Annotated in this window: 20 protein-coding genes; 12 read left to right on the top strand and 8 right to left on the bottom strand. The window is 64.5% G+C overall.

Annotation, left to right across the window (positions count from 1 at the left end):
* Positions 1–31: 31 nt before the first annotated feature.
* Genes accD through H5P29_RS04425 form a run of 4 tightly spaced genes read right to left on the bottom strand, consistent with a single transcriptional unit; the run spans position 32 to position 3,776 of the window.
* On the bottom strand, positions 32–955 hold the full coding sequence (accD, locus tag H5P29_RS04440) for an acetyl-CoA carboxylase, carboxyltransferase subunit beta (RefSeq protein ID WP_067955728.1): 924 nt from the start codon (positions 953–955) through the stop codon (positions 32–34).
* Between the two features lie 36 nt (positions 956–991).
* Entirely contained in the window at positions 992–1,834 is an 843-nt protein-coding gene (trpA, locus tag H5P29_RS04435; protein ID WP_067955727.1) for a tryptophan synthase subunit alpha, read from the bottom strand.
* A gap of 2 nt (positions 1,835–1,836) precedes the next feature.
* On the bottom strand, positions 1,837–3,087 hold the full coding sequence (gene trpB / locus H5P29_RS04430; protein WP_067955725.1) for a tryptophan synthase subunit beta: 1,251 nt from the start codon (positions 3,085–3,087) through the stop codon (positions 1,837–1,839).
* Between the two features lie 29 nt (positions 3,088–3,116).
* Positions 3,117–3,776 carry a phosphoribosylanthranilate isomerase gene (locus H5P29_RS04425; RefSeq protein ID WP_067955723.1) on the bottom strand — a complete coding sequence of 220 codons (660 nt, stop codon included), beginning with the start codon at positions 3,774–3,776 and terminating at the stop codon, positions 3,117–3,119.
* Positions 3,777–4,072: 296 nt separating this feature from the next.
* On the opposite strand from H5P29_RS04425, the gene H5P29_RS04420 reads away from it, so the two are divergent.
* Entirely contained in the window at positions 4,073–4,960 is an 888-nt protein-coding gene (locus H5P29_RS04420) for a LysR family transcriptional regulator (protein ID WP_246340766.1), read from the top strand.
* Between the two features lie 130 nt (positions 4,961–5,090).
* Here the strand turns inward: H5P29_RS04420 and H5P29_RS04415 are convergent, their stop codons facing one another.
* The 4 genes from H5P29_RS04415 to H5P29_RS04400 all read right to left on the bottom strand — a co-directional run bounded on the left by H5P29_RS04415 (position 5,091) and on the right by H5P29_RS04400 (position 8,440).
* A complete protein-coding gene (locus H5P29_RS04415) occupies positions 5,091–5,849 on the bottom strand; it encodes a M48 family metallopeptidase (protein ID WP_067955721.1) in 759 nt (252 codons plus the stop codon).
* Positions 5,850–5,957: 108 nt separating this feature from the next.
* Positions 5,958–6,398 carry a DUF2852 domain-containing protein gene (locus H5P29_RS04410; protein ID WP_067955719.1) on the bottom strand — a complete coding sequence of 147 codons (441 nt, stop codon included), beginning with the start codon at positions 6,396–6,398 and terminating at the stop codon, positions 5,958–5,960.
* Positions 6,399–6,519: 121 nt separating this feature from the next.
* Positions 6,520–7,662 (bottom strand): benzoate/H(+) symporter BenE family transporter, encoded by a 1,143-nt coding sequence (locus tag H5P29_RS04405; protein WP_067955717.1) that lies wholly within the window; start codon positions 7,660–7,662, stop codon positions 6,520–6,522.
* 4 nt (positions 7,663–7,666) lie between these two features.
* A complete protein-coding gene (locus tag H5P29_RS04400; RefSeq protein ID WP_067955716.1) occupies positions 7,667–8,440 on the bottom strand; it encodes a carboxylesterase in 774 nt (257 codons plus the stop codon).
* A 199-nt stretch (positions 8,441–8,639) separates the two neighbouring features.
* On the opposite strand from H5P29_RS04400, the gene infC reads away from it, so the two are divergent.
* The 11 genes from infC to H5P29_RS04345 all read left to right on the top strand — a co-directional run bounded on the left by infC (position 8,640) and on the right by H5P29_RS04345 (position 17,800).
* Complete coding sequence (gene infC, locus H5P29_RS04395; protein WP_040457142.1) at positions 8,640–9,176, top strand: translation initiation factor IF-3; 537 nt, start codon at positions 8,640–8,642, stop codon at positions 9,174–9,176.
* A 127-nt stretch (positions 9,177–9,303) separates the two neighbouring features.
* Positions 9,304–9,930 (top strand): isoprenylcysteine carboxylmethyltransferase family protein, encoded by a 627-nt coding sequence (locus H5P29_RS04390; RefSeq protein ID WP_067965876.1) that lies wholly within the window; start codon positions 9,304–9,306, stop codon positions 9,928–9,930.
* A 209-nt stretch (positions 9,931–10,139) separates the two neighbouring features.
* Positions 10,140–10,343 carry a 50S ribosomal protein L35 gene (gene rpmI / locus H5P29_RS04385; RefSeq protein WP_018430570.1) on the top strand — a complete coding sequence of 68 codons (204 nt, stop codon included), beginning with the start codon at positions 10,140–10,142 and terminating at the stop codon, positions 10,341–10,343.
* A 34-nt stretch (positions 10,344–10,377) separates the two neighbouring features.
* Complete coding sequence (rplT, locus tag H5P29_RS04380) at positions 10,378–10,779, top strand: 50S ribosomal protein L20 (protein ID WP_067955711.1); 402 nt, start codon at positions 10,378–10,380, stop codon at positions 10,777–10,779.
* Positions 10,780–10,893: 114 nt separating this feature from the next.
* Positions 10,894–11,979: a phenylalanine--tRNA ligase subunit alpha gene (pheS, locus tag H5P29_RS04375; RefSeq protein ID WP_067955709.1), complete on the top strand. Its 1,086-nt coding sequence runs from the start codon at positions 10,894–10,896 to the stop codon at positions 11,977–11,979.
* Positions 11,976–12,407, top strand: coding sequence for an ASCH domain-containing protein (locus H5P29_RS04370; RefSeq protein ID WP_067955708.1), 432 nt, complete (start codon positions 11,976–11,978; stop codon positions 12,405–12,407). Before pheS ends, H5P29_RS04370 begins: the two co-directional genes overlap by 4 nt.
* Positions 12,404–14,809 (top strand): phenylalanine--tRNA ligase subunit beta, encoded by a 2,406-nt coding sequence (gene pheT / locus H5P29_RS04365; RefSeq protein ID WP_154385269.1) that lies wholly within the window; start codon positions 12,404–12,406, stop codon positions 14,807–14,809. Before H5P29_RS04370 ends, pheT begins: the two co-directional genes overlap by 4 nt.
* Positions 14,810–14,827: 18 nt before the next feature.
* A complete protein-coding gene (locus H5P29_RS04360) occupies positions 14,828–15,427 on the top strand; it encodes a nucleotidyltransferase family protein (protein WP_154385268.1) in 600 nt (199 codons plus the stop codon).
* 57 nt (positions 15,428–15,484) lie between these two features.
* Entirely contained in the window at positions 15,485–16,063 is a 579-nt protein-coding gene (locus H5P29_RS04355; protein ID WP_154385267.1) for a cytochrome b, read from the top strand.
* A 69-nt stretch (positions 16,064–16,132) separates the two neighbouring features.
* Positions 16,133–16,723, top strand: a complete 591-nt coding sequence (locus H5P29_RS04350) for a YceI family protein (protein WP_067965872.1) — start codon at positions 16,133–16,135, stop codon at positions 16,721–16,723.
* 90 nt (positions 16,724–16,813) lie between these two features.
* Positions 16,814–17,800: a Gfo/Idh/MocA family protein gene (locus H5P29_RS04345; RefSeq protein ID WP_067955701.1), complete on the top strand. Its 987-nt coding sequence runs from the start codon at positions 16,814–16,816 to the stop codon at positions 17,798–17,800.
* Positions 17,801–17,869: the final 69 nt, after the last annotated feature.

The raw sequence follows: 17,869 nt of genomic DNA, 5'->3' as shown, positions 1-17,869 counted from the left end.
TTTCCTCGGGCGCTACGCTGCTGCGGTCGTATCAGGCCTGCGGGCGGCGTTCCGGCACCGGCACGACGGGTGGCAGAATCTCGGCTTCGACAGCCTTGGCCGCCACCGGTGCCTTGGTCAGGATCTTGAGCAGGTTGGCAACCGTCGATTTCATCTCGAGCCGCGACACCACCATGTCGACCATGCCGTGGTCCATCAGGTACTCCGAGCGCTGGAAGCCCTCAGGCAGCTTCTCGCGGATGGTCTGCTCGATGACGCGCGGGCCGGCGAAGCCGATCAGCGCACCGGGCTCGGCAATATGGACGTCGCCCAGCATCGCGTAGGAGGCGGTGACGCCGCCGGTCGTCGGATTGGTCAGCACCACGATATAGGGCAGGCCGGCTTCCTTGAGCCGGTCGACTGCGACAGTCGTGCGTGGCAGCTGCATCAGCGACAAGATGCCTTCCTGCATGCGCGCGCCGCCCGAGGCAGCGAACAGGATCAGCGGACGCTTCTTCTCCAGCGCAACCTCGAAGGCGCGGATGATGGCGTCGCCTGCGGCCATGCCGAGCGAACCGCCCATGAAGGCGAAGTCCTGCACGGTGACGACGACGGGCAGGCCCTCGATCTTGCCGGTGCCCGACAGGATCGCGTCTTCGAGACCGGTCTTGGTCTTGGCGTCCTTGAGGCGGTCGACATAGCGCTTCTCATCGCGGAACTTCAGCGGGTCGGTCACGACCTTGGGGTTCTCGATGATCTCGTAGCGGCCCTCGTCGAAGAAGAAGCGCAGCCGCTCCTTCGCCGAAATCTTCATGTGATGGCCCGAAGACGGGATGACGTACTGGTTTTCCTCGAGGTCCTTGTGGAACACCATCTCGCCGCTCTCGGGATCCTTGATCCAGAGATTGTCGGGCATTTCCCGGCGGCCAAGCATCGAGTTGATCTTGGGGCGGACGTAATTGGTAATCCAGTTCATGGCAGTGGTCCTCTTCGAGCCCAGGACATGGGGTATTTATTGGGCGGGAGCAAGGCGTGCGGCGCGAACGCCTTGGGACAAGCCGGTAACCAGCGTCGCCACGGCTTCGGCCGGGTCGGCGGTCTTTTCACCCTTCGGGCCCAGGACGTTGGCCACGGCATTGACGATCGCTGTGCCGACGACCACGCCGTCGGCCGATGCGCCGATGGTGCGTGCCTGCTCGGCGGTCTTGACGCCGAAGCCGACACAGACGGGGAGATCGGTGTGCGCCTTGATGCGGTTCACCGCCTCCGCCACCTTGGTCGTGTCAGCCAGCGCCGAGCCGGTGATGCCGGTCATCGAGACGTAGTAGACAAAGCCCGACGTGTTTTCGAGCACCTTCGGCAGGCGCTTGTCGTCGGTCGTCGGCGTTGCCAGGCGGATGAAGTTGATGCCGGCCTTGAGTGCAGGGATACACAGTTCGGCGTCCATCTCCGGCGGCAGGTCGACGATGATCAGCCCATCTATACCCGAGGCGACAGCGTCGGTCAGGAAGCGGTCGACGCCGTAGATGTAGATCGGGTTGTAATAGCCCATCATGACGATCGGCGTGTCGTTGTCGCCCTGGCGGAACTCGCGCGCCAGTTTGAGCGTCTTGGCCAGCGTCTGACCGGCCTTCAGCGCGCGCAGGCCGGCGGCCTGGATCGCCGGGCCATCGGCCATCGGGTCGGAAAACGGCATGCCGAGCTCGATGACGTCGCTGCCCGCCTTGGGCAGTGCCTTCATGATCGACAGCGAGGTTTCGTAGTCAGGGTCGCCGCCCATGAAATAGGTCACGAGCGCCGGGCGTCCCTCGGCCTTCAGCTTTGCCATGCGGCGGTCGATGCGGGTGGTCGTCATGATCAGATCTCCATGCCCAGCATCTTGGCCACCGTATGCACGTCCTTGTCGCCACGGCCGGAGAGGTTGACGATCATCACCTTGTCCTTGCCCATCGTAGGCGCAACCTTGACCGCATGCGCGATGGCATGGGCGGATTCGAGCGCCGGGATGATGCCTTCCACCTTGGTGGTCAGCTGGAACGCCTCCAGCGCTTCGTCGTCGAGGATCGGCACATAGTCGACGCGGCCGCTGTCGCGGAGCCAGCTATGTTCGGGGCCAACGCCGGGATAGTCGAGACCGGCGGAGATCGAGTGGCCGTCGAGGATCTGGCCGTCATTGTTCTGCAACAGGTAGGTGCGGTTGCCGTGCAGCACGCCGGGGCGACCAGCGCTCATCGAGGCGCAGTGCTCGATGCCGTCGAGGCCACGTCCGCCGGCTTCGATGCCGACGATCTTGACGCTGCGGTCGTCGAGGAAAGGGTGGAACAGGCCAATGGCGTTCGAGCCGCCGCCGACGGCAGCAACGATCATGTCGGGCAGGCGCCCCTCCTGCTCGAGGATCTGGGCCCGCGCCTCGGTGCCGATCACCGACTGGAAGTCGCGGACGAGCTCGGGATAGGGGTGCGGGCCGGCGGCGGTGCCGATCAGGTAATAGGTGTCGTGCACGTTGGTGACCCAGTCACGCAACGCTTCGTTCATGGCGTCCTTCAGCGTGCCGTGGCCGGCGCTGACCGGGCGCACTTCGGCACCCAAGAGCTTCATGCGGAAGACGTTTGGCTTCTGCCGTTCGACGTCGGTGGCGCCCATATAGACGAAGCAGGGGAAGCCGAAGCGGGCGGCGACGGTTGCGGAAGCAACACCATGCTGGCCGGCGCCGGTTTCGGCGATGATACGGGTCTTGCCCATGCGCTTGGCGAGCAGGATCTGGCCCAGGCAATTGTTGATCTTGTGCGAGCCGGTGTGGTTCAGGTCCTCGCGCTTGAAATAGATCTTGGCGCCGCCCCCGAGGCCCTTCGCCGAGGAAACGTCACGAAGATGCCGGGTCAGGCCTTCGGCGTAGTAGAGCTTGGACGGCCGGCCGGCATAAAAGGTCGACAGCTCGTTGAGTTCCGCCTTGAAGGCCGGGTCGTTCTTGGCCTCGTCCCAGTGGCGCTGCAGGTCGAGGATCAGCGGCATCAGCGTCTCGGCGACGAAACGGCCGCCGAAGATGCCGAACATGCCCTGCTCGTCGGGTCCGGTGCGGAAGGAATTGGGCTCTGCCGGCTGGTTCAAGGCCGATCTCCTTGCGGCTGGAGGCTCACTCAGGCGGCGCTGTCTTCGCGCGCGGCCCGGACGGCCCTGAAGAAATTGTCGATCAGCGCCGCATCCTTGACGCCGGGTGCGCTTTCCACGCCCGAGGAAATGTCGATGCCGGGCGGGTTTGCGAGCCTGAGGGCGTCGCCGATATTGGCGGCGTTCAAACCACCGGAAAGCATGTAATCGACGGAGGCGTCAAGGCCCGCAAGCAACCGCCAGTCGAAGGAAACGCCGTTGCCGCCGGGCAATTCGGACCCCGCGGGCGGTTTGGCGTCGAATAGCAGACGATCGGCGACCTCGCCATAAGGCACGATCGCGTCGAAGTCCTGGGCTTCGCGAATGGAGAAGGCCTTCATCACAGGCAGGCCGTATCGGGCCTTTACGTCAGCCACGCGCTCGGGCGCCTCCTTGCCGTGGAGCTGCAGCATGTCGGGCTTAACGGCAGCCACGATCGCGTCGAGAAAGGCGTCGTCGGCGTCGACCGTGACGGCTACCGCCTCGGCGCGGCCTGTGGCGGACTGGCGCAGCTGCCCGGCGAGAGCGGGCGAGACGTTGCGCGGGCTTTTGGCAAAGAAGATGAACCCGACATGGCTCGCGCCATTGCCTAGAGCGGCGTCGAAGGTTTCAGCGGTGCTGAGGCCGCAGATCTTGATGTCGAGTGCCATGCGCCGGGATTGGCACGAAAAGCCGGCCGAGTCGAGAAAAGCTTGCGAAACATCGCGGTCAGGAAGCGACGCGCGGCACGGGAAAAATGGGCGATCGCCAGGCGACGCTGATGTGCGGCGATCGCCCGGAAGCGGTTGTAGTCGATTGTGTCGTGCGCTGACGGAACTGATGCGGGGTGGTGCTGACGGGACGTCATGGCTGGGTCCTCGGTGAAACCATGCCCGAGACGTATCATTTCCAGGTCTGTACATAATCAGCTATCCTGTTGGTGCATTCATGAACTGAGATCAGCAATATGGCGTCATCCGAAGACATGAAGGCCTTTGTGCGGATCGTCGATCTCGGCTCCTTCGCCAAAGCCGCCGACGACCTGCGCATCACGCCGTCGGCCCTGTCGAAACTGGTGTCGCGGCTCGAGGACCGGCTCGGTGTCCGATTGCTGACGCGCACGACACGCCGGCTGGCGCTGACCTCGGAGGGCACGCTGTTCCTCGAGCGGGCGCGCGAGGTGCTCGAACTCATCGATCTCGCTGAAGCCGACGTCGCGTCGGCGCGCGCCAGGCCCAAGGGGCTCCTGCGCGTCAATTCCAGCACCGGCTTCGCGCGCCAGACACTGCTGCACGCCATTCCGGAGTTTCTCAGGCGCTACCCCGAAGTGACTGTCGATCTCAGCCTCACTGACAAGCTTATCGATCCGGTCGCCGAGCAAGTCGATGTCGTCCTGCGCGGCAGCCCGACATCAGGGTCCGACATGGTGGCTCGCCAGCTGGCCGAAAGCCGCCGGGTGATCTGCGCAGCACCGTCCTATCTGGCGCGTGCCGGTACGCCATGTTCGGCAACCGAACTTACCGGTCACAACTGCATTCCGCTTTCGGGTCAGTCGTCGATGACGACATGGCCGCTGGCGAGTGGCGACGATCTCGTGCGCTTCCAGCCCTCCGGCAACTTCGGTTGCGACAATGTCGGCATGCTGTTCGACCTCGCCGTCCAGGGCCATGGCATCGTGCGGCTGGCGGATTTTGTCGTTGGCCAGGCGGTTCGCGAAGGCCGGTTGATCGAAATCCTCGCAGACATCAACCGCTCGGACCCGATCTCGCTCTGGGCCGTCATGCCCAAGGGTCGTTTCCGCGCGCCACGGGTTCAGGCGTTTCTGGATTTCATGGGAGAGTGGTTGGAGGCGTAGTCACCCCTTGTGGGGAGGGTCGGACCGCAGGGGTAGCGATCAGCGAGCGCTTCGTCGGATGGTGGGCGCTTCCAACCGCCGCCCGCCGCTTCGCGTCGACCTTCCCCACAAGCGGGAGGGTAGGCCCTACTCACTCAAACACGATCGCCTGCAGTGCTCCGCCATTGCGCTTGAGCCACGCCTTGCAGCGCTCGGTGTCGGGGCAGAGTTCTTCGCACAGCTTCCAGAATTTCGGGCCGTGGTTCATCTCGCGGAGATGTGCGACCTCGTGGGCGACGAGGTAGTTGATGACAGGCGTCGGCGCCATCATGATGCGCCACGAGAACGACAGAACCCCATCAGAGGTGCAGGAGCCCCAGCGGCTGGTCGTGTCGCGGAAGCGGATCGCCTTGGCGCGGCGCCCGGCGGCCTCGCTGTGCCTGGCCACCATCGCTTCGATGTCGCGCTTGGCCTCGCGCTTGAGGAAGTCGGCGATGCGGCGCGGCAAATGCGTCCGGTCGCCATGGACGACGAGCGTCGGCCCGCTTTCGTCCTGCGACTGGCGCACGGTGCCGCGCGTTCCGCCTTCGTGGATGATGAGATGCGGTACACCGCGGATCGGAATCTTGATGCCGGGACGCACCTGCGGCCGGTCGGGCACCTTGGCGAGGCGCTGTTCCAGCCAACCCTGATGACGGTCGAGAAAGCGGTCGACCTCGCCCTGGCGCAGGCCGGGCGGCACGGTGATGCGCAGGCCGCGGCCGCCGGCGTCGATGCGCAAAGTCAGCCGCCGCGCCCGGTCGTTCTCGACGATCCTGAGCGGCAGCGTGCGGCCGGCCACGACATGGTCCCGTTCCAGGACGGGTGTCGGCGCCGGCTTGGTCAGCTTGCGGAAGAAGCCAAAGGACATGGTGCGAGACTAGATGATTCGAGTGACAACGGCGCAATAGAAACGCCGGCGCAATAGAAACGGCGCCGCGATCACGGCGCCGTTGGCATTCAGCGGCTTGGGGTGGCCTCAGTCGTCAAGCAGGCCCGACTTGCCGCCCTTCTTGGGCGTGACGGTCGGAGCCGTCGGCTTGTTGCGGTTGGCCATGAAGCGGTCGAAGTCGTCCTGGTCCTTGGCCCGGCGCAGTTCGCGGGCATAGGCGTCGAATTCGTCGCGCATCTCGTCGAGCTTGCGACGCTCTTCGTTCAGGCGCTCGAGTTCCTTCTCACGCCAGTCGTCGAAGGCGACGTTGCCGGTCTGGGTGTTGGCACGGTAGGAAGCCTTGCGGCAGCCGGCGAAGATGCCGTCGGTCGCACGGTTGACGTCGCGCTTGAAACCGTCAAGCCGGTCGCCCCAGATGATGTAGGCAAGCATGGCGAGGCCGAGCGGCCAGAACACCATGAAGCCGATCACCATCAACGCGATGGTTGCCGGCGTCCAAGCCGGACGGATCAGTGCAGTCGTGTTCATAGTAGATTGCCGTTCCTTTGTTCGAGGCAGCAGGGGAAAAATGCTGCTCACATCGACATGGGAAAGCAAAAATGGCGATTCAAGACGACGCCGGCCAAAACCGGACAAGGCTTTGGGAAAGCTAGCCTTTTTTGAAGTTCTCGAGCACCAGCACGACAAGCCCTGCGACCAGTCCCCAGAAGGCCGAGCCGACGCCGAGCAAAGTCAGCCCCGATGCGGTGACGACGAAAGCGATCGTCGCCGCCATGCGGTGATGGTCGTCCTTGAGCGCAATGGCGAGTGCATTGGCCAGCGACGACACCAACCCGAGCCCGGCAACAAGCACGATCAAGCTCGGCGGCAGCACGGCAAACACCGCCACCAGAGACGCGCCGAACGCGGCGAAGACAAGATAGGCGAGCGCATAGAATGGCCCGGTCTTCCAGCGCTCCTTCATGTCGGGGTGCACGTCTGGACCGGTGCAGATCGCAGCCGAGATCGCGGCGAGGTTGGTGGTCGAGGCGCCGAATGGCGCCGACAGCACCGAAAGCAGCCCGGTCACCCCGATCAGCGGGCCGGGCTCGGGGTTGTAGCCGGCGGCGCGCAGCACGGCGAGGCCGGACAGGTTCTGCGAGGCCATGGTGACGAGATAGAGCGGCAGCGCCAGGCCGATCGTCGCGGTCAGCGTGAATTCGGGCGCGATCAGCGTCAGTGTCGACAGTTCCGGCACGGGCAGAGTGCCGACGCGGCCGGTGAGGAATGCAGCAAGCCCGCCGCCAACCAGCACCACCAGCACCGACAATGCCGGATTGTAGAGCCGGACCAGGAAGAACGCGCCGATCAGCGGCAGGATCAGCCACGGGTCAGTGGGCACGGCCTTGGCGGCATTGATGGCGAAGGTGACGACGATGCCGGCCAGCATGCCCGAGGCGACGGAGGCCGGGATGCGCGAGATCAGCTGCGTCAGCGGCTTGATCAGCCCGGTCAGCACCAGGAGCACGCCTGCCACCAGGAAGGCGCCGACAGCCTCGTTGATGGTAAAGCCGCTGCTCGCGGCGATCAGCGCCGCACCCGGCGTCGACCAGGCCGAGATGACCGGCATCCTGGTCCGCCAAGACAGCCAGGCCGTCTCGAAGGCCATGGCGAGGCAGATGGCGGTGACCCAGCTCGCCGTCTGCACCTGCGTCGCGCCGACCGCGTCGGCGGCGGCGACGATGATGGCGAGTGTACTGCCGAAGCCGACGATGGCCGCGACAAAGGCCGAGATCGGGATCGAGATGCGCATCGGCTCAGCCGGCCCGCGCGATGGTTTCGCCGACTGCGCGGGTCAGCAGCTCGAGATCCTGGGGCCGTGACAGGCGATGATCGCCGTTTGGCACCAGCGACAGCGTTGCGTCGTCGGCGGGCAGAAGGCTCATCAGCTTCAGCGCATGGCTGTGCGGCACGTCGGGGTCGGCAAGGCCCTGGATGATGTGGACGGGGCAATGGGTGTGGATCGGCCCTGTCATGACGAGGTTGTTGCGGCCGTCCTCGATCAGCGCGCGGGTGTAGATATAGGGCTCCGGCGAATAGTCCGACGGTTCCTCGAAATAGCCTTTCTTGGCCAGGTCCCTGCGCTGGGCCTCGGTCAGTTCGGGCTCGATCAACTCGGCGGTGAAGTCCGGCGCCGGCGCCAGCAGCACCAGTCCGGCGACGCGGTCACCCTCGCCCGCTTTGTTTAGCTCGGCGTTCATCCTGAGCGCGATCCAGGCGCCCATCGACGAGCCGACGAGCACCTGCGGCCCTGTCGTGAACGCGCGGAACACCGCAAGGCTTTCGGCCAGCCACCTGGAGATCGTGCCGTCGGCAAAGGCGCCGCCGCTCTCACCATGGCCGGAATAGTCGTGGCGCAGGAAGGCGCGCCCTTCGCCCGCCGCCCACGCGGCCAGAGCCTCGGCCTTGGTGCCCAGCATGTCGGACTTGTAGCCGCCGAGCCAGACCACGCCCGGCGCCTGGCCCGGCTGGTACCTCAAGGCGATACGGTTGCCTTCGACCTCGATGAAGTCCGGTGCGCTTGCAGTCATGTCAAATCCCCTTGGCTGGGACTTGTGGCACAGCCGGCCTGATGCGGAAAGTGCCCCAAGAATCGTTATTTTGGGGCAGTTCGCATGCGCAGAAGCAGGTGATTTGTTGCGAGTGCTGTGTTATTGACTTCGCCCGCGCGCTACCCACATTGGCGCGTCAGACATTCAACAACGTCAATGGCTCGAGGAGACCACGACCATTCGCAGACCTTTTAAAGCAGCCGCGCCTACCAAGGACGGCCCGCGTTCCAACCGTGACATCCGGGTTCCCCGGGTCCAACTGATCGACGTCGACGGTTCGAACCGTGGCGATGTTTCCATCAACGACGCACTCCTGGCCGCCGAAGAGGCAGGCCTCGATCTCGTAGAGATTTCCCCCAACGCCACGCCGCCCGTCGTCAAGATCCTTGACCTCGGCAAGCTGAAATACGCCAACCAGAAGAAGGCGGCCGAGGCGCGCAAGAACCAGAAGGTCATCGAGATCAAGGAGATCAAGATGCGCCCGAACATCGACAGCCATGACTACGAGACCAAGATGAAGGCGGTGCGACGCTTCTTCGAGGAAGGCGACAAGGTCAAGCTGACGTTGCGTTTCCGTGGCCGCGAAATGGCGCACATGGAACTCGGCATGCAGCTTCTCAACAAGGTGCGCGAGGAAGTCGCCACCATCGCCAAGGTCGAAGCCGAGCCCAAGCTCGAAGGCCGTCAGATGATGATGGTGCTGGCGCCACGCTGATGCCATGTTGCGCGCCCAGACGGGCGCGCAATGCACCGATGCCCCGGCATCCGCCGGGGCTATTTTCCCCGACAGTGGTGCCAAAAGGCTGACCTGCCCGCGCAGGGCGGCTGGAGTGTTTGGCCGCATGAGCAACGACGACACATCAGGCCTGGGCCGGTACCAGAGCATGCGCCGCCTCGTGTTGGCCGTGCTGATCGTTGCGATGTTCGCGGCCTTGCTGTTCGGCCAGTCGACCTTTCCGCCCGACACCACCGTCCACGAAGTCGTCGAGATGGTCGGCATCCTTTTGATCTTCCTCGGCATCGTCGGCCGCCTGTGGTGCACGCTCTATATCGGCGGGCGCAAATCGGGTGAGGTCGTCACCGGCGGGCCCTATTCGATGACCCGCAACCCGCTCTACGTCTTTTCGACGCTGGCGGCCGCCGGCGTCGGCGCGCAGATGGGGTCGATCGTCGCCACGATCGGCTTTGCCGTACTGTGCGCGCTGGCCTTCCATGTGGTCATTCTGCGTGAGGAGCGGCATCTCGAAGCGCTTTTCGGCGCCGCCTACAAGGCCTATGTCGAAAGGGTGCCGCGTTTCTTCCCGAAGCTCTCGCTCTATCAGGAAGGCGACACCGGCAGTTTCCGGCCCAAGCTTTTGCTCAACACCTTGCTCGACGGCCTGGTGTTTCTCGTCGCCCTGCCCGTTTTCGAGCTGATCGACCACGCCCAGGTCACCGGCGCGCTACCGGTGCTGTTCCGCCTCCCCTGAGGCCGCGGAAACATTGCGGTTGCGGCCGTTTCAGGGTGTTGCACTGCGCCAAACTTCCGCGTATATAGCCGCGTCCCAGAACCGCCCGGCAGGGCATGCCGTGGCGGTTTCATTTGCTTTTCGGGCTTTGGTCGGCCTGAAAACAACAACATGAAGGGATTTCGAAGCACTTTCGGGTGCCGCGGGATCCTGAAGAACGGAGTAGCAAAATGCCCAAGATGAAGACCAAATCGGCTGCCAAGAAGCGGTTCAAGGTTACCGCGACTGGCAAGGTCCTGGCGGCTGCCGCAGGCAAGCGCCATGGCATGATCAAGCGTTCCAACAAGTTCATTCGCGATGCTCGCGGCACGATGGTTCTGGCTGAACCGGATGCCAAGAAGGTCATCAAGAATTTTCTGCCGAACGGCCTCTGAGCCCGGCCTGGACAACGTTTAAGGAGATCATGACATGGCACGCGTCAAAAGGGGCGTAACCGCCCACGCCAAGCACAAGAAGGTTCTCGAGCAGGCCAAGGGTTTCTACGGCCGCCGCAAGAACACCATCCGCATTGCCAAGCAGGCGGTGGAAAAGTCGAAGCAGTACGCTTACCGCGACCGCAAGAACCGCAAGCGCAACTTCCGCGCCCTGTGGGTCCAGCGCATCAACGCCGCGGTCCGCGAGCACGGCCTGACATATGGCCGCTTCATCGACGGCCTGAACAAGGCCAACATCGAGATCGATCGCAAGATCCTCTCCGACATGGCTATCCATGAGCCGCAGGCATTCGCCGCACTCGTGGCCAAGGCCAAGGTTGCTCTTGAGTACCTCAAGAACACCACGCCAAATGCTTTTGAAAGCGCTGTAGCTTAACCAGCGCCTTCCCAAGCATCACAGACTTGATTTGGGGAACCCGCGCTGGCACGGCTGGCGCGGGTTTTTCTTTTGCCGCAACGAAGGGCCGCAGGGCCGCAACGGAACTGGACCATGAGCGATCTTGAAACTCTCGAACAATCGCTGCTGAGCGACATCGCTTCGGCCTCCGACGAGCAGGCGGTCGAGGCGGTGCGCGTCGCCGCCCTCGGCAAGAAGGGCTCGGTCTCGGAGATGCTGAAGACCCTCGGCGCGATGAGCGCCGAAGAGCGCCAGACCAAGGGGCCGGCGATCAACGGCCTGAAGAACCGGGTCACCGACGCGCTCTCGGCCCGCAAGAGCGAGTTGCGCGATGTCGCCATTACCGCCCGCCTCGTCGCCGAGAAGATCGATGTCACCTTGCCGGTGCGTCAGTCGCCGGCCGAGCGCGGCCGCATCCATCCAATCAGCCAGGTCATCGACGAGATCGCGGCGATTTTTGGCGACCTCGGCTTTGCCATCGCCGAAGGTCCCGATGTCGAGACCGACCACTACAATTTCACCGCGCTCAACTTCCCCGTCGGCCACCCGGCGCGCGAGATGCACGACACGTTCTTCTTCCCGCCCGACCAGAATGGCGAGCGCAAGCTTTTGCGCACCCACACCTCGCCGGTGCAGATCCGCACCATGGAGACGCAGAAGCCGCCGATCCGCATCGTCATTCCCGGCAAGACCTATCGCCAGGATTCGGACGCCACGCACTCGCCGATGTTCCATCAGGTCGAGGGCCTGGTGATCGACAAGACCGCCAACATCGCCAACATGAAGTGGGTGCTGGAGGAGTTCTGCAAGGCGTTCTTCGAGGTCCCCTCGGTCAAGATGCGCTTCCGTCCGTCCTTCTTCCCGTTCACCGAGCCGAGCCTCGAGGTCGACATCCAATGCGACCGTTCGCGTCCCGGCGAAGTACGTTTCGGCGAAGGCAACGACTGGATGGAGATCCTCGGCTGCGGCATGGTGCACCCGAACGTGCTGCGCCATGGCGGCCTCGATCCCGACGAGTATCAGGGCTTCGCCTGGGGCATGGGTATCGACCGCATCGCCATGCTGAAATACGGCATGCCCGATCTGCGCGCTTTCTTCGACGCCGATGTCCGCTGGCTCCAGCACTATGGCTTCCGCCCGCTCGACATGCCGACCCTGTTCGGTGGCCTGAGCGCATGAGTGACGCTGCCGACCGATATGCCGGTGCGGTGACCTTCGCCTTCGGCGACAGCCCGGAGCTCGCCGACGAGCTGCTGGCGCTGGTGCTGTCAGGGCGTAAGACCGCGACCTGCGGCGCCTTGCGCGACTACGGCGGCGCTGAGCCGGTGCCCGAGGTCGGCCGCAGGGATGTCGTGCTCGACGGCCAGGGCCGCCGTGCCGCTGTCATCGAAACCGTCGAGGCGATCCAGCGCCGCTTCGACGAGGTCGATGCGGAGTTTGCCGCCGCGGAAGGCGAGGGTGACCTGTCCTATGAATATTGGCGTCAGGCCCACGAGGCCTATTTCGCCCGCAATGGCGGCTTTTCGCCTGACATGATTTTGGTTTGTGAGCGGTTCCGGGTGGTGGAAGTGCTCGACCGCAACGACACGAAACGAGTGAACCCATGAAATTCACCCTCTCCTGGCTCAAGGATCATCTCGACACCGACGCCTCGCTCGACCAGATCGTCGAGCGCCTGACGTCGATCGGCCTCGAAGTTGAGTCCGTCGACGACAAGGCGGCCCTCAAGCCTTTCGTCATTGCCAAGGTGCTGACGGCAAACAGGCATCCCGACGCCGACAAGCTGCAGGTTCTCACAGTCGACACCGGTGACGGCAAGCCCGTCCAGGTGGTCTGCGGCGCGCCCAATGCACGGGCCGGGCTGATCGGCGCCTTCGCCGCTCCCGGCGCCTATGTGCCCGGCATCGACGTGACGCTGTCGGTCGGCAAGATCCGCGGCGTTGAAAGCCACGGCATGATGTGCTCCGAGCGCGAGCTTCAGCTGTCGGATGAGCATAATGGCATCATCGACCTGCCGGCTGATGCGCCGGTCGGCACGTCCTTCGCGGCCTACGCGCATCTCGACGACCCGGTCATCGAGATCAACCTGACGCCGAACCGTCCCGACGCCACCAGCGTCCATGGCATCGCCCGCGATCTCGCGGCGTCCGGCCTCGGCACGCTCAAGGGCGGTAAGGTCGAGCCGGTCGCCGGTGATGGCGAATGCCCGGTCAAGGTGTCGATCGAGGCGCCGGAGCTCTGCCCGGGTTTCGCGCTGCGCCTTGTGCGCGGCGTCAAGAACGGTCCCTCGCCCAAATGGATGCAGCAGCGCCTGCTGGCCATCGGCCTCAGGCCCATCAACGCGCTGGTCGACATCACCAATTACGTCACCTTCGACCATGGCCGTCCGCTGCACGTCTTCGACGCCAGCAAGGTTGCCGGCAATCTCGTCGTCCGCCGTGGCCGCGAAGGCGACAAGGTGCTGGCGCTCGACGGCCGCGAATACGCGCTGACATCGGAGATGTGCGTCATCGCGGATGACAATGGCGTCGAATCCATCGCCGGCGTCATGGGCGGCGAGCATTCGGGCTGCGACGAGAACACGACGGACGTGCTGATCGAGTCGGCGCTGTGGGCCCCGCTCAACGTCGCCCGTACCGGCCGCACGCTCGGCATCATCACCGATGCGCGCTACCGCTTCGAGCGTGGTGTCGACCCCGAATTCATGGTTCCGGGTGTCGAGCTGGCAACGAAGCTGGTGCTGGAACTCTGCGGTGGCCAGCCGACCAGGACCGATGTGACAGGTTATGCCGGTCACACGGCCAAGGTCGTCTCCTTGCCATTGTCCGAGGTCAAGCGCCTGACCGGTATCGAGGTGCCGAAGGCCGAGAGCCTCGACATCCTCACCCGCCTCGGCTTTGGCGTGAGCGGCGATGGCGACGTCGTCGAGGTTTCCGTGCCGTCCTGGCGTCCCGACGTCGACGGCAAGGCCGACCTGGTCGAGGAGGTCATGCGCATCCACGGCGTCGACAACATCGCGCCGCAGCCGCTGGGCGCGCATGACGCCGTCAACGGCAAGATCCTGACCACGCTGCAGATTCGCACCCGCTCGGCGCGGCGCGCGCTCGCCGTGCGCGGCATGATGGAGGCCGTCACCTGGTCGTTCATCCCGGCCAGGCACGCCGAGCTGTTCGGCGGCGGCCAGGACAGCCTCAAGCTGTCGAACCCGATCGCAGCGGACATGTCCGACATGCGGCCGTCGCTGCTGCCCGGCCTGATCGCCGCTGCCCAGCGCAATGCCGACCGCGGCCTCGGCGACGTCGCCCTGTTCGAGGTCTCCGGCACCTATGAGAACGACACGGCCGAAGGCCAGCGTCGCGTCGCCTCTGGTATCCGCCGCGGCACCGCCAAGCTTGAGGGCTCGGGCCGCAACTGGTCGGGCAATGCCGGCAATGTCGGCGTATTCGACGCCAAGGCCGATGCCATCGCCGCACTCGAAGCCTGCGGCGCACCCGTCGATCGGCTGCAGATCGAGACCGGCGCGCCGGCATGGTATCACCCGGGCCGCTCGGGCGTGATCAAGCTCGGCCCCAAGGTCGTGCTCGGCGCCTTCGGCGAATTCCATCCGAGGACGCTCGAAGGCCTCGACGTGTCGGGCCCGCTCTGCGGCTTCGAGGTCTATGTTGATGCCATCCCCGAACCCAAGGCCAAGCCGACCAAGACCAAGCCGAAGCTCGAATTGTCGGCCTTCCAGGCCGTAAAGCGCGACTTCGCCTTCGTCGTCGACAAGGCGGTCGAGGCCGGCACATTGACGCGTGCCGCCCTCGCCGCCGACAAGAAGCTGATCACGGGCGTCTCGGTCTTCGACGTCTTCGAAGGCGCATCGCTCGGCGAAGGCAAGAAGTCGATCGCCATCGAGGTGTCGATCCAGCCGGTCGAGAAGACGCTGACCGACCAGGATTTCGAGGCGCTCGCGGCGCGCATCGTCGAGAACGTCAAGAAGCAGACCGGCGGCGCGCTCAGGAGCTGATCGTTCTCGGGGTGCAGGATGGAGCATCTGCGATACAAGGGCCTGCCGTTTGAAGACCAGCGGCAGGTCCTGCTCGATATCCTCCTTGCCGACCCGATCGTCCGTCCGGCACTCGCCGTGGCCGAGAAACTCGCTCTGCCACAGTGGATGCTGGTTTCGGGTGCGCTCTACAACAGCGTCTGGAACCATCTGACCGGCCGCCCCGCCGGGCACGGCATCAAGGATCTCGACCTGTTCTATTTCGACGGCGCCGACCTCTCCTGGGAGGCCGAAGACGTGCATATCCGCCGGGGCAACGAGGCCTTTGCGCATCTGCCGCTGCCGGTCGAGATCCGAAACCAGGCCCGCGTGCATCTCTGGTTCGAGGATCATTTCGGCTCGCCGCGCGCTCCGCTCGGGTCGAGCGCCGAGTCGCTCGAGCATTTCGCTTCGCGCACCCATGCAGTCGGCCTCGCCCTTGTCGACGGCGTTGCGCGGGTCTGGGCGCCGTTCGGCCTCGACGATGTTTTTGCCTTCCGGATCACGCCCAATCATCGCAACGACAACCGCGCCACCCACGAAGCCAAGGGCCGGCGCGCCAGGGCGATGTGGCCGGAGGTCACCGTCTTGGACTGGTAGGCCCCTGTTCCGGGACGAATTCCGCCCCAGATTTGTTGTGCGACGGAGGTGCCGTCGATGCTGCGCAACACCACTACCCGTTATGGCTGGGCCGCGATTGTCCTGCACTGGCTGATCGCGGCTTTGTTCATCGGCCAGTTCGCCCTTGGGCTCGTCATGGTCCGCATGACCAGCCAGCGCACCTCCTTCGAGCTGATCCAGCTGCACAAGTCCTTCGGCTTCCTGCTGCTCGGGCTGGTGCTGGTCCGCGTCGGCTGGCGGCTCGGCAACATGAATCCCGAGCTGCCCGAGGAGGTCGATCCGCTGGAACGCAAGGCAGCACCCATGGTGCATCTCCTGCTCTATGCCGCGCAGCTCGTCGTGCCGCTGTCCGGCTGGGCGCTGGTGTCGGTTTCGGTACTCGAAATCCCGTCGGTGCCGTTCAATCTTTTCGTCATGCCGCATCTGCCGTTGCAGGTTTCCGATGCGGCCGAGACATTCTGGGTCTTCGGCCACAAATGGCTGGCCTATGCCGGCATCGCGCTGGTTGTGCTGCACATTCTGGCGGCGCTCCGGCACCATTTCTGGCTGCGTGATGTCGTGCTGGTTCGGATGATCTCGCCATTTTTCGCGAGGTCCCCACGAAAGCCGGAATAGCAGCTGCAATCCGTTCGTTTGTCTCGGTGCATGGCCCGGATGGGCCTTGCCATCAGGGAGCATGATGAGATGTCCGTGCATGTTTTTGGGCGTGTTTTGGGCGCTGCAGCCCTCATTGCGGTCGGTCTGCTCGGCGACACTGCCTCGGCGGTGGCGCTGTCCGATGCGGCCGGGCGCTATGCCGTTTCCAACAACGGTTCGAGCATCCGCTTTGCCATCGGCAAGATCGGCGGCGGCGGGCTCTCCGGCGCTTTCGGCCAGTTCAAGGGGACGATCCGCATCGACGGCGGCGACATTGCCCGTTCGAAGGTCGACATCACCATCTTTCCCGAAAGCGTCGGCACCGGTCAGGGCCGTATCGACGCCTTCCTGAAGTCGGACGCCGTCTTCGACGTCGCCAATTCACGTGAGATCACCTTCCGCTCGACCAGTGTCCGGCGCACCGGCGACAATTCGGCTGTCATCACCGGCCAGCTGACGGCGCGCGGCCACACCAACACCGAAAAGTTCACCGCCGAGCTGCAGGGCCTGAAGGGCGGACAGATCCGTTTCCGGGTCAGCGGCCAGGTGTTCCGCTCGCGTTACCAGATGGATGTCGGCACGCCGATCTATTCCAACATCGTTGCCTTCGACATGGAGTTCAGTGGCCGCCGCGGCTAAACAAGATAGGCTCTGGCATTTGGCGGCGGCTTCCGCCAATCTCCCGAAGCGGGCAATTGGGCCAGCTTTTTCCTTGTGTCCGGAGGCCAGATGTTTCGTTGGGGCGTACTTTCGACAGCCAAGATCGGCCGTGACCAGCTGTTGCCGGCGATCGCCGATTCCGACAATGGCGTGCTGGCCGCGGTCGCCAGCCGCGACGTCGGCAAGGCGCGAGCCCTGGCCGACCGCTTCGGCGCAGCACATGCCTTCGGCTCCTATGACGCGCTGCTTGCCTCCGACACCGTCGACGGCGTCTACATTCCGCTGCCGACCTCGCAACATCTCGAATGGGCGGCAAAGGCGGCCGAGGCCGGGAAGCACGTGCTGGTCGAAAAGCCGTTGGCGCTGAAGGCCGAGGACATCGCGCCGCTGATCGCCATCCGCGACCGCAACAAGGTGATCGTCTCTGAAGCCTTCATGGTCACCTATCATCCGCAATGGCTGAAGGTGCGCGACCTGATCGCAGCCGGGGCCATCGGCAAGCTCAAGCACGTCCAGGGCGCGTTTTCCTATTTCAACGTCGACCCCAACAACATGCGCAACCAGCTCGATCTCGGCGGCGGCGCCCTGCCCGATATAGGCGTCTACCCGACGGTCACGACGCGCTTTTCGACCGGCAAGGAGCCGGTGCGGGTGCAGGCGAGCATCGAACGCGACCCGAAATTCGGTACCGACATCTACTCCAGCGTCCGCGCCGATTTCGGCGATTTCGAACTTTCCTTTTATCTCTCGACCCAGCTCGCCAACCGCCAGCTGATGGTCTTCCACGGCGACAAGGGCTTCATCGAGATCCATGCGCCGTTCAATGCCGGGCTCTACGACCATCACCGCGTCGAGCTGCACAATGCCGGCCACAACGAGGCGACGGTGTTCCGCTTCCCCGGCGCTCAGCAGTACCGGCTGCAGGTCGAGACCTTTGTCCGCGCAGCGCAAGGGGGTGGAGACCACGTCTTCTCGCTCGAGCAGTCGGTGCTCAACCAGAAGGTCATCGATGCCATCTTCCGCGCCGGCGACCGTGACGGCTGGGAGGAGGTCTAGGCCATTGGGCCTCCGGGCTTTCGAGCCTGCCCACCATCGGCCGGGCGAAGGCTGTCGTTTGCGCCATGC

The organism is Aminobacter sp. MDW-2 (genome assembly GCF_014250155.1).
GTDB lineage: Bacteria > Pseudomonadota > Alphaproteobacteria > Rhizobiales > Rhizobiaceae > Aminobacter > Aminobacter ciceronei.
This window is presented reverse-complemented; position numbering and strand designations above follow the sequence as displayed.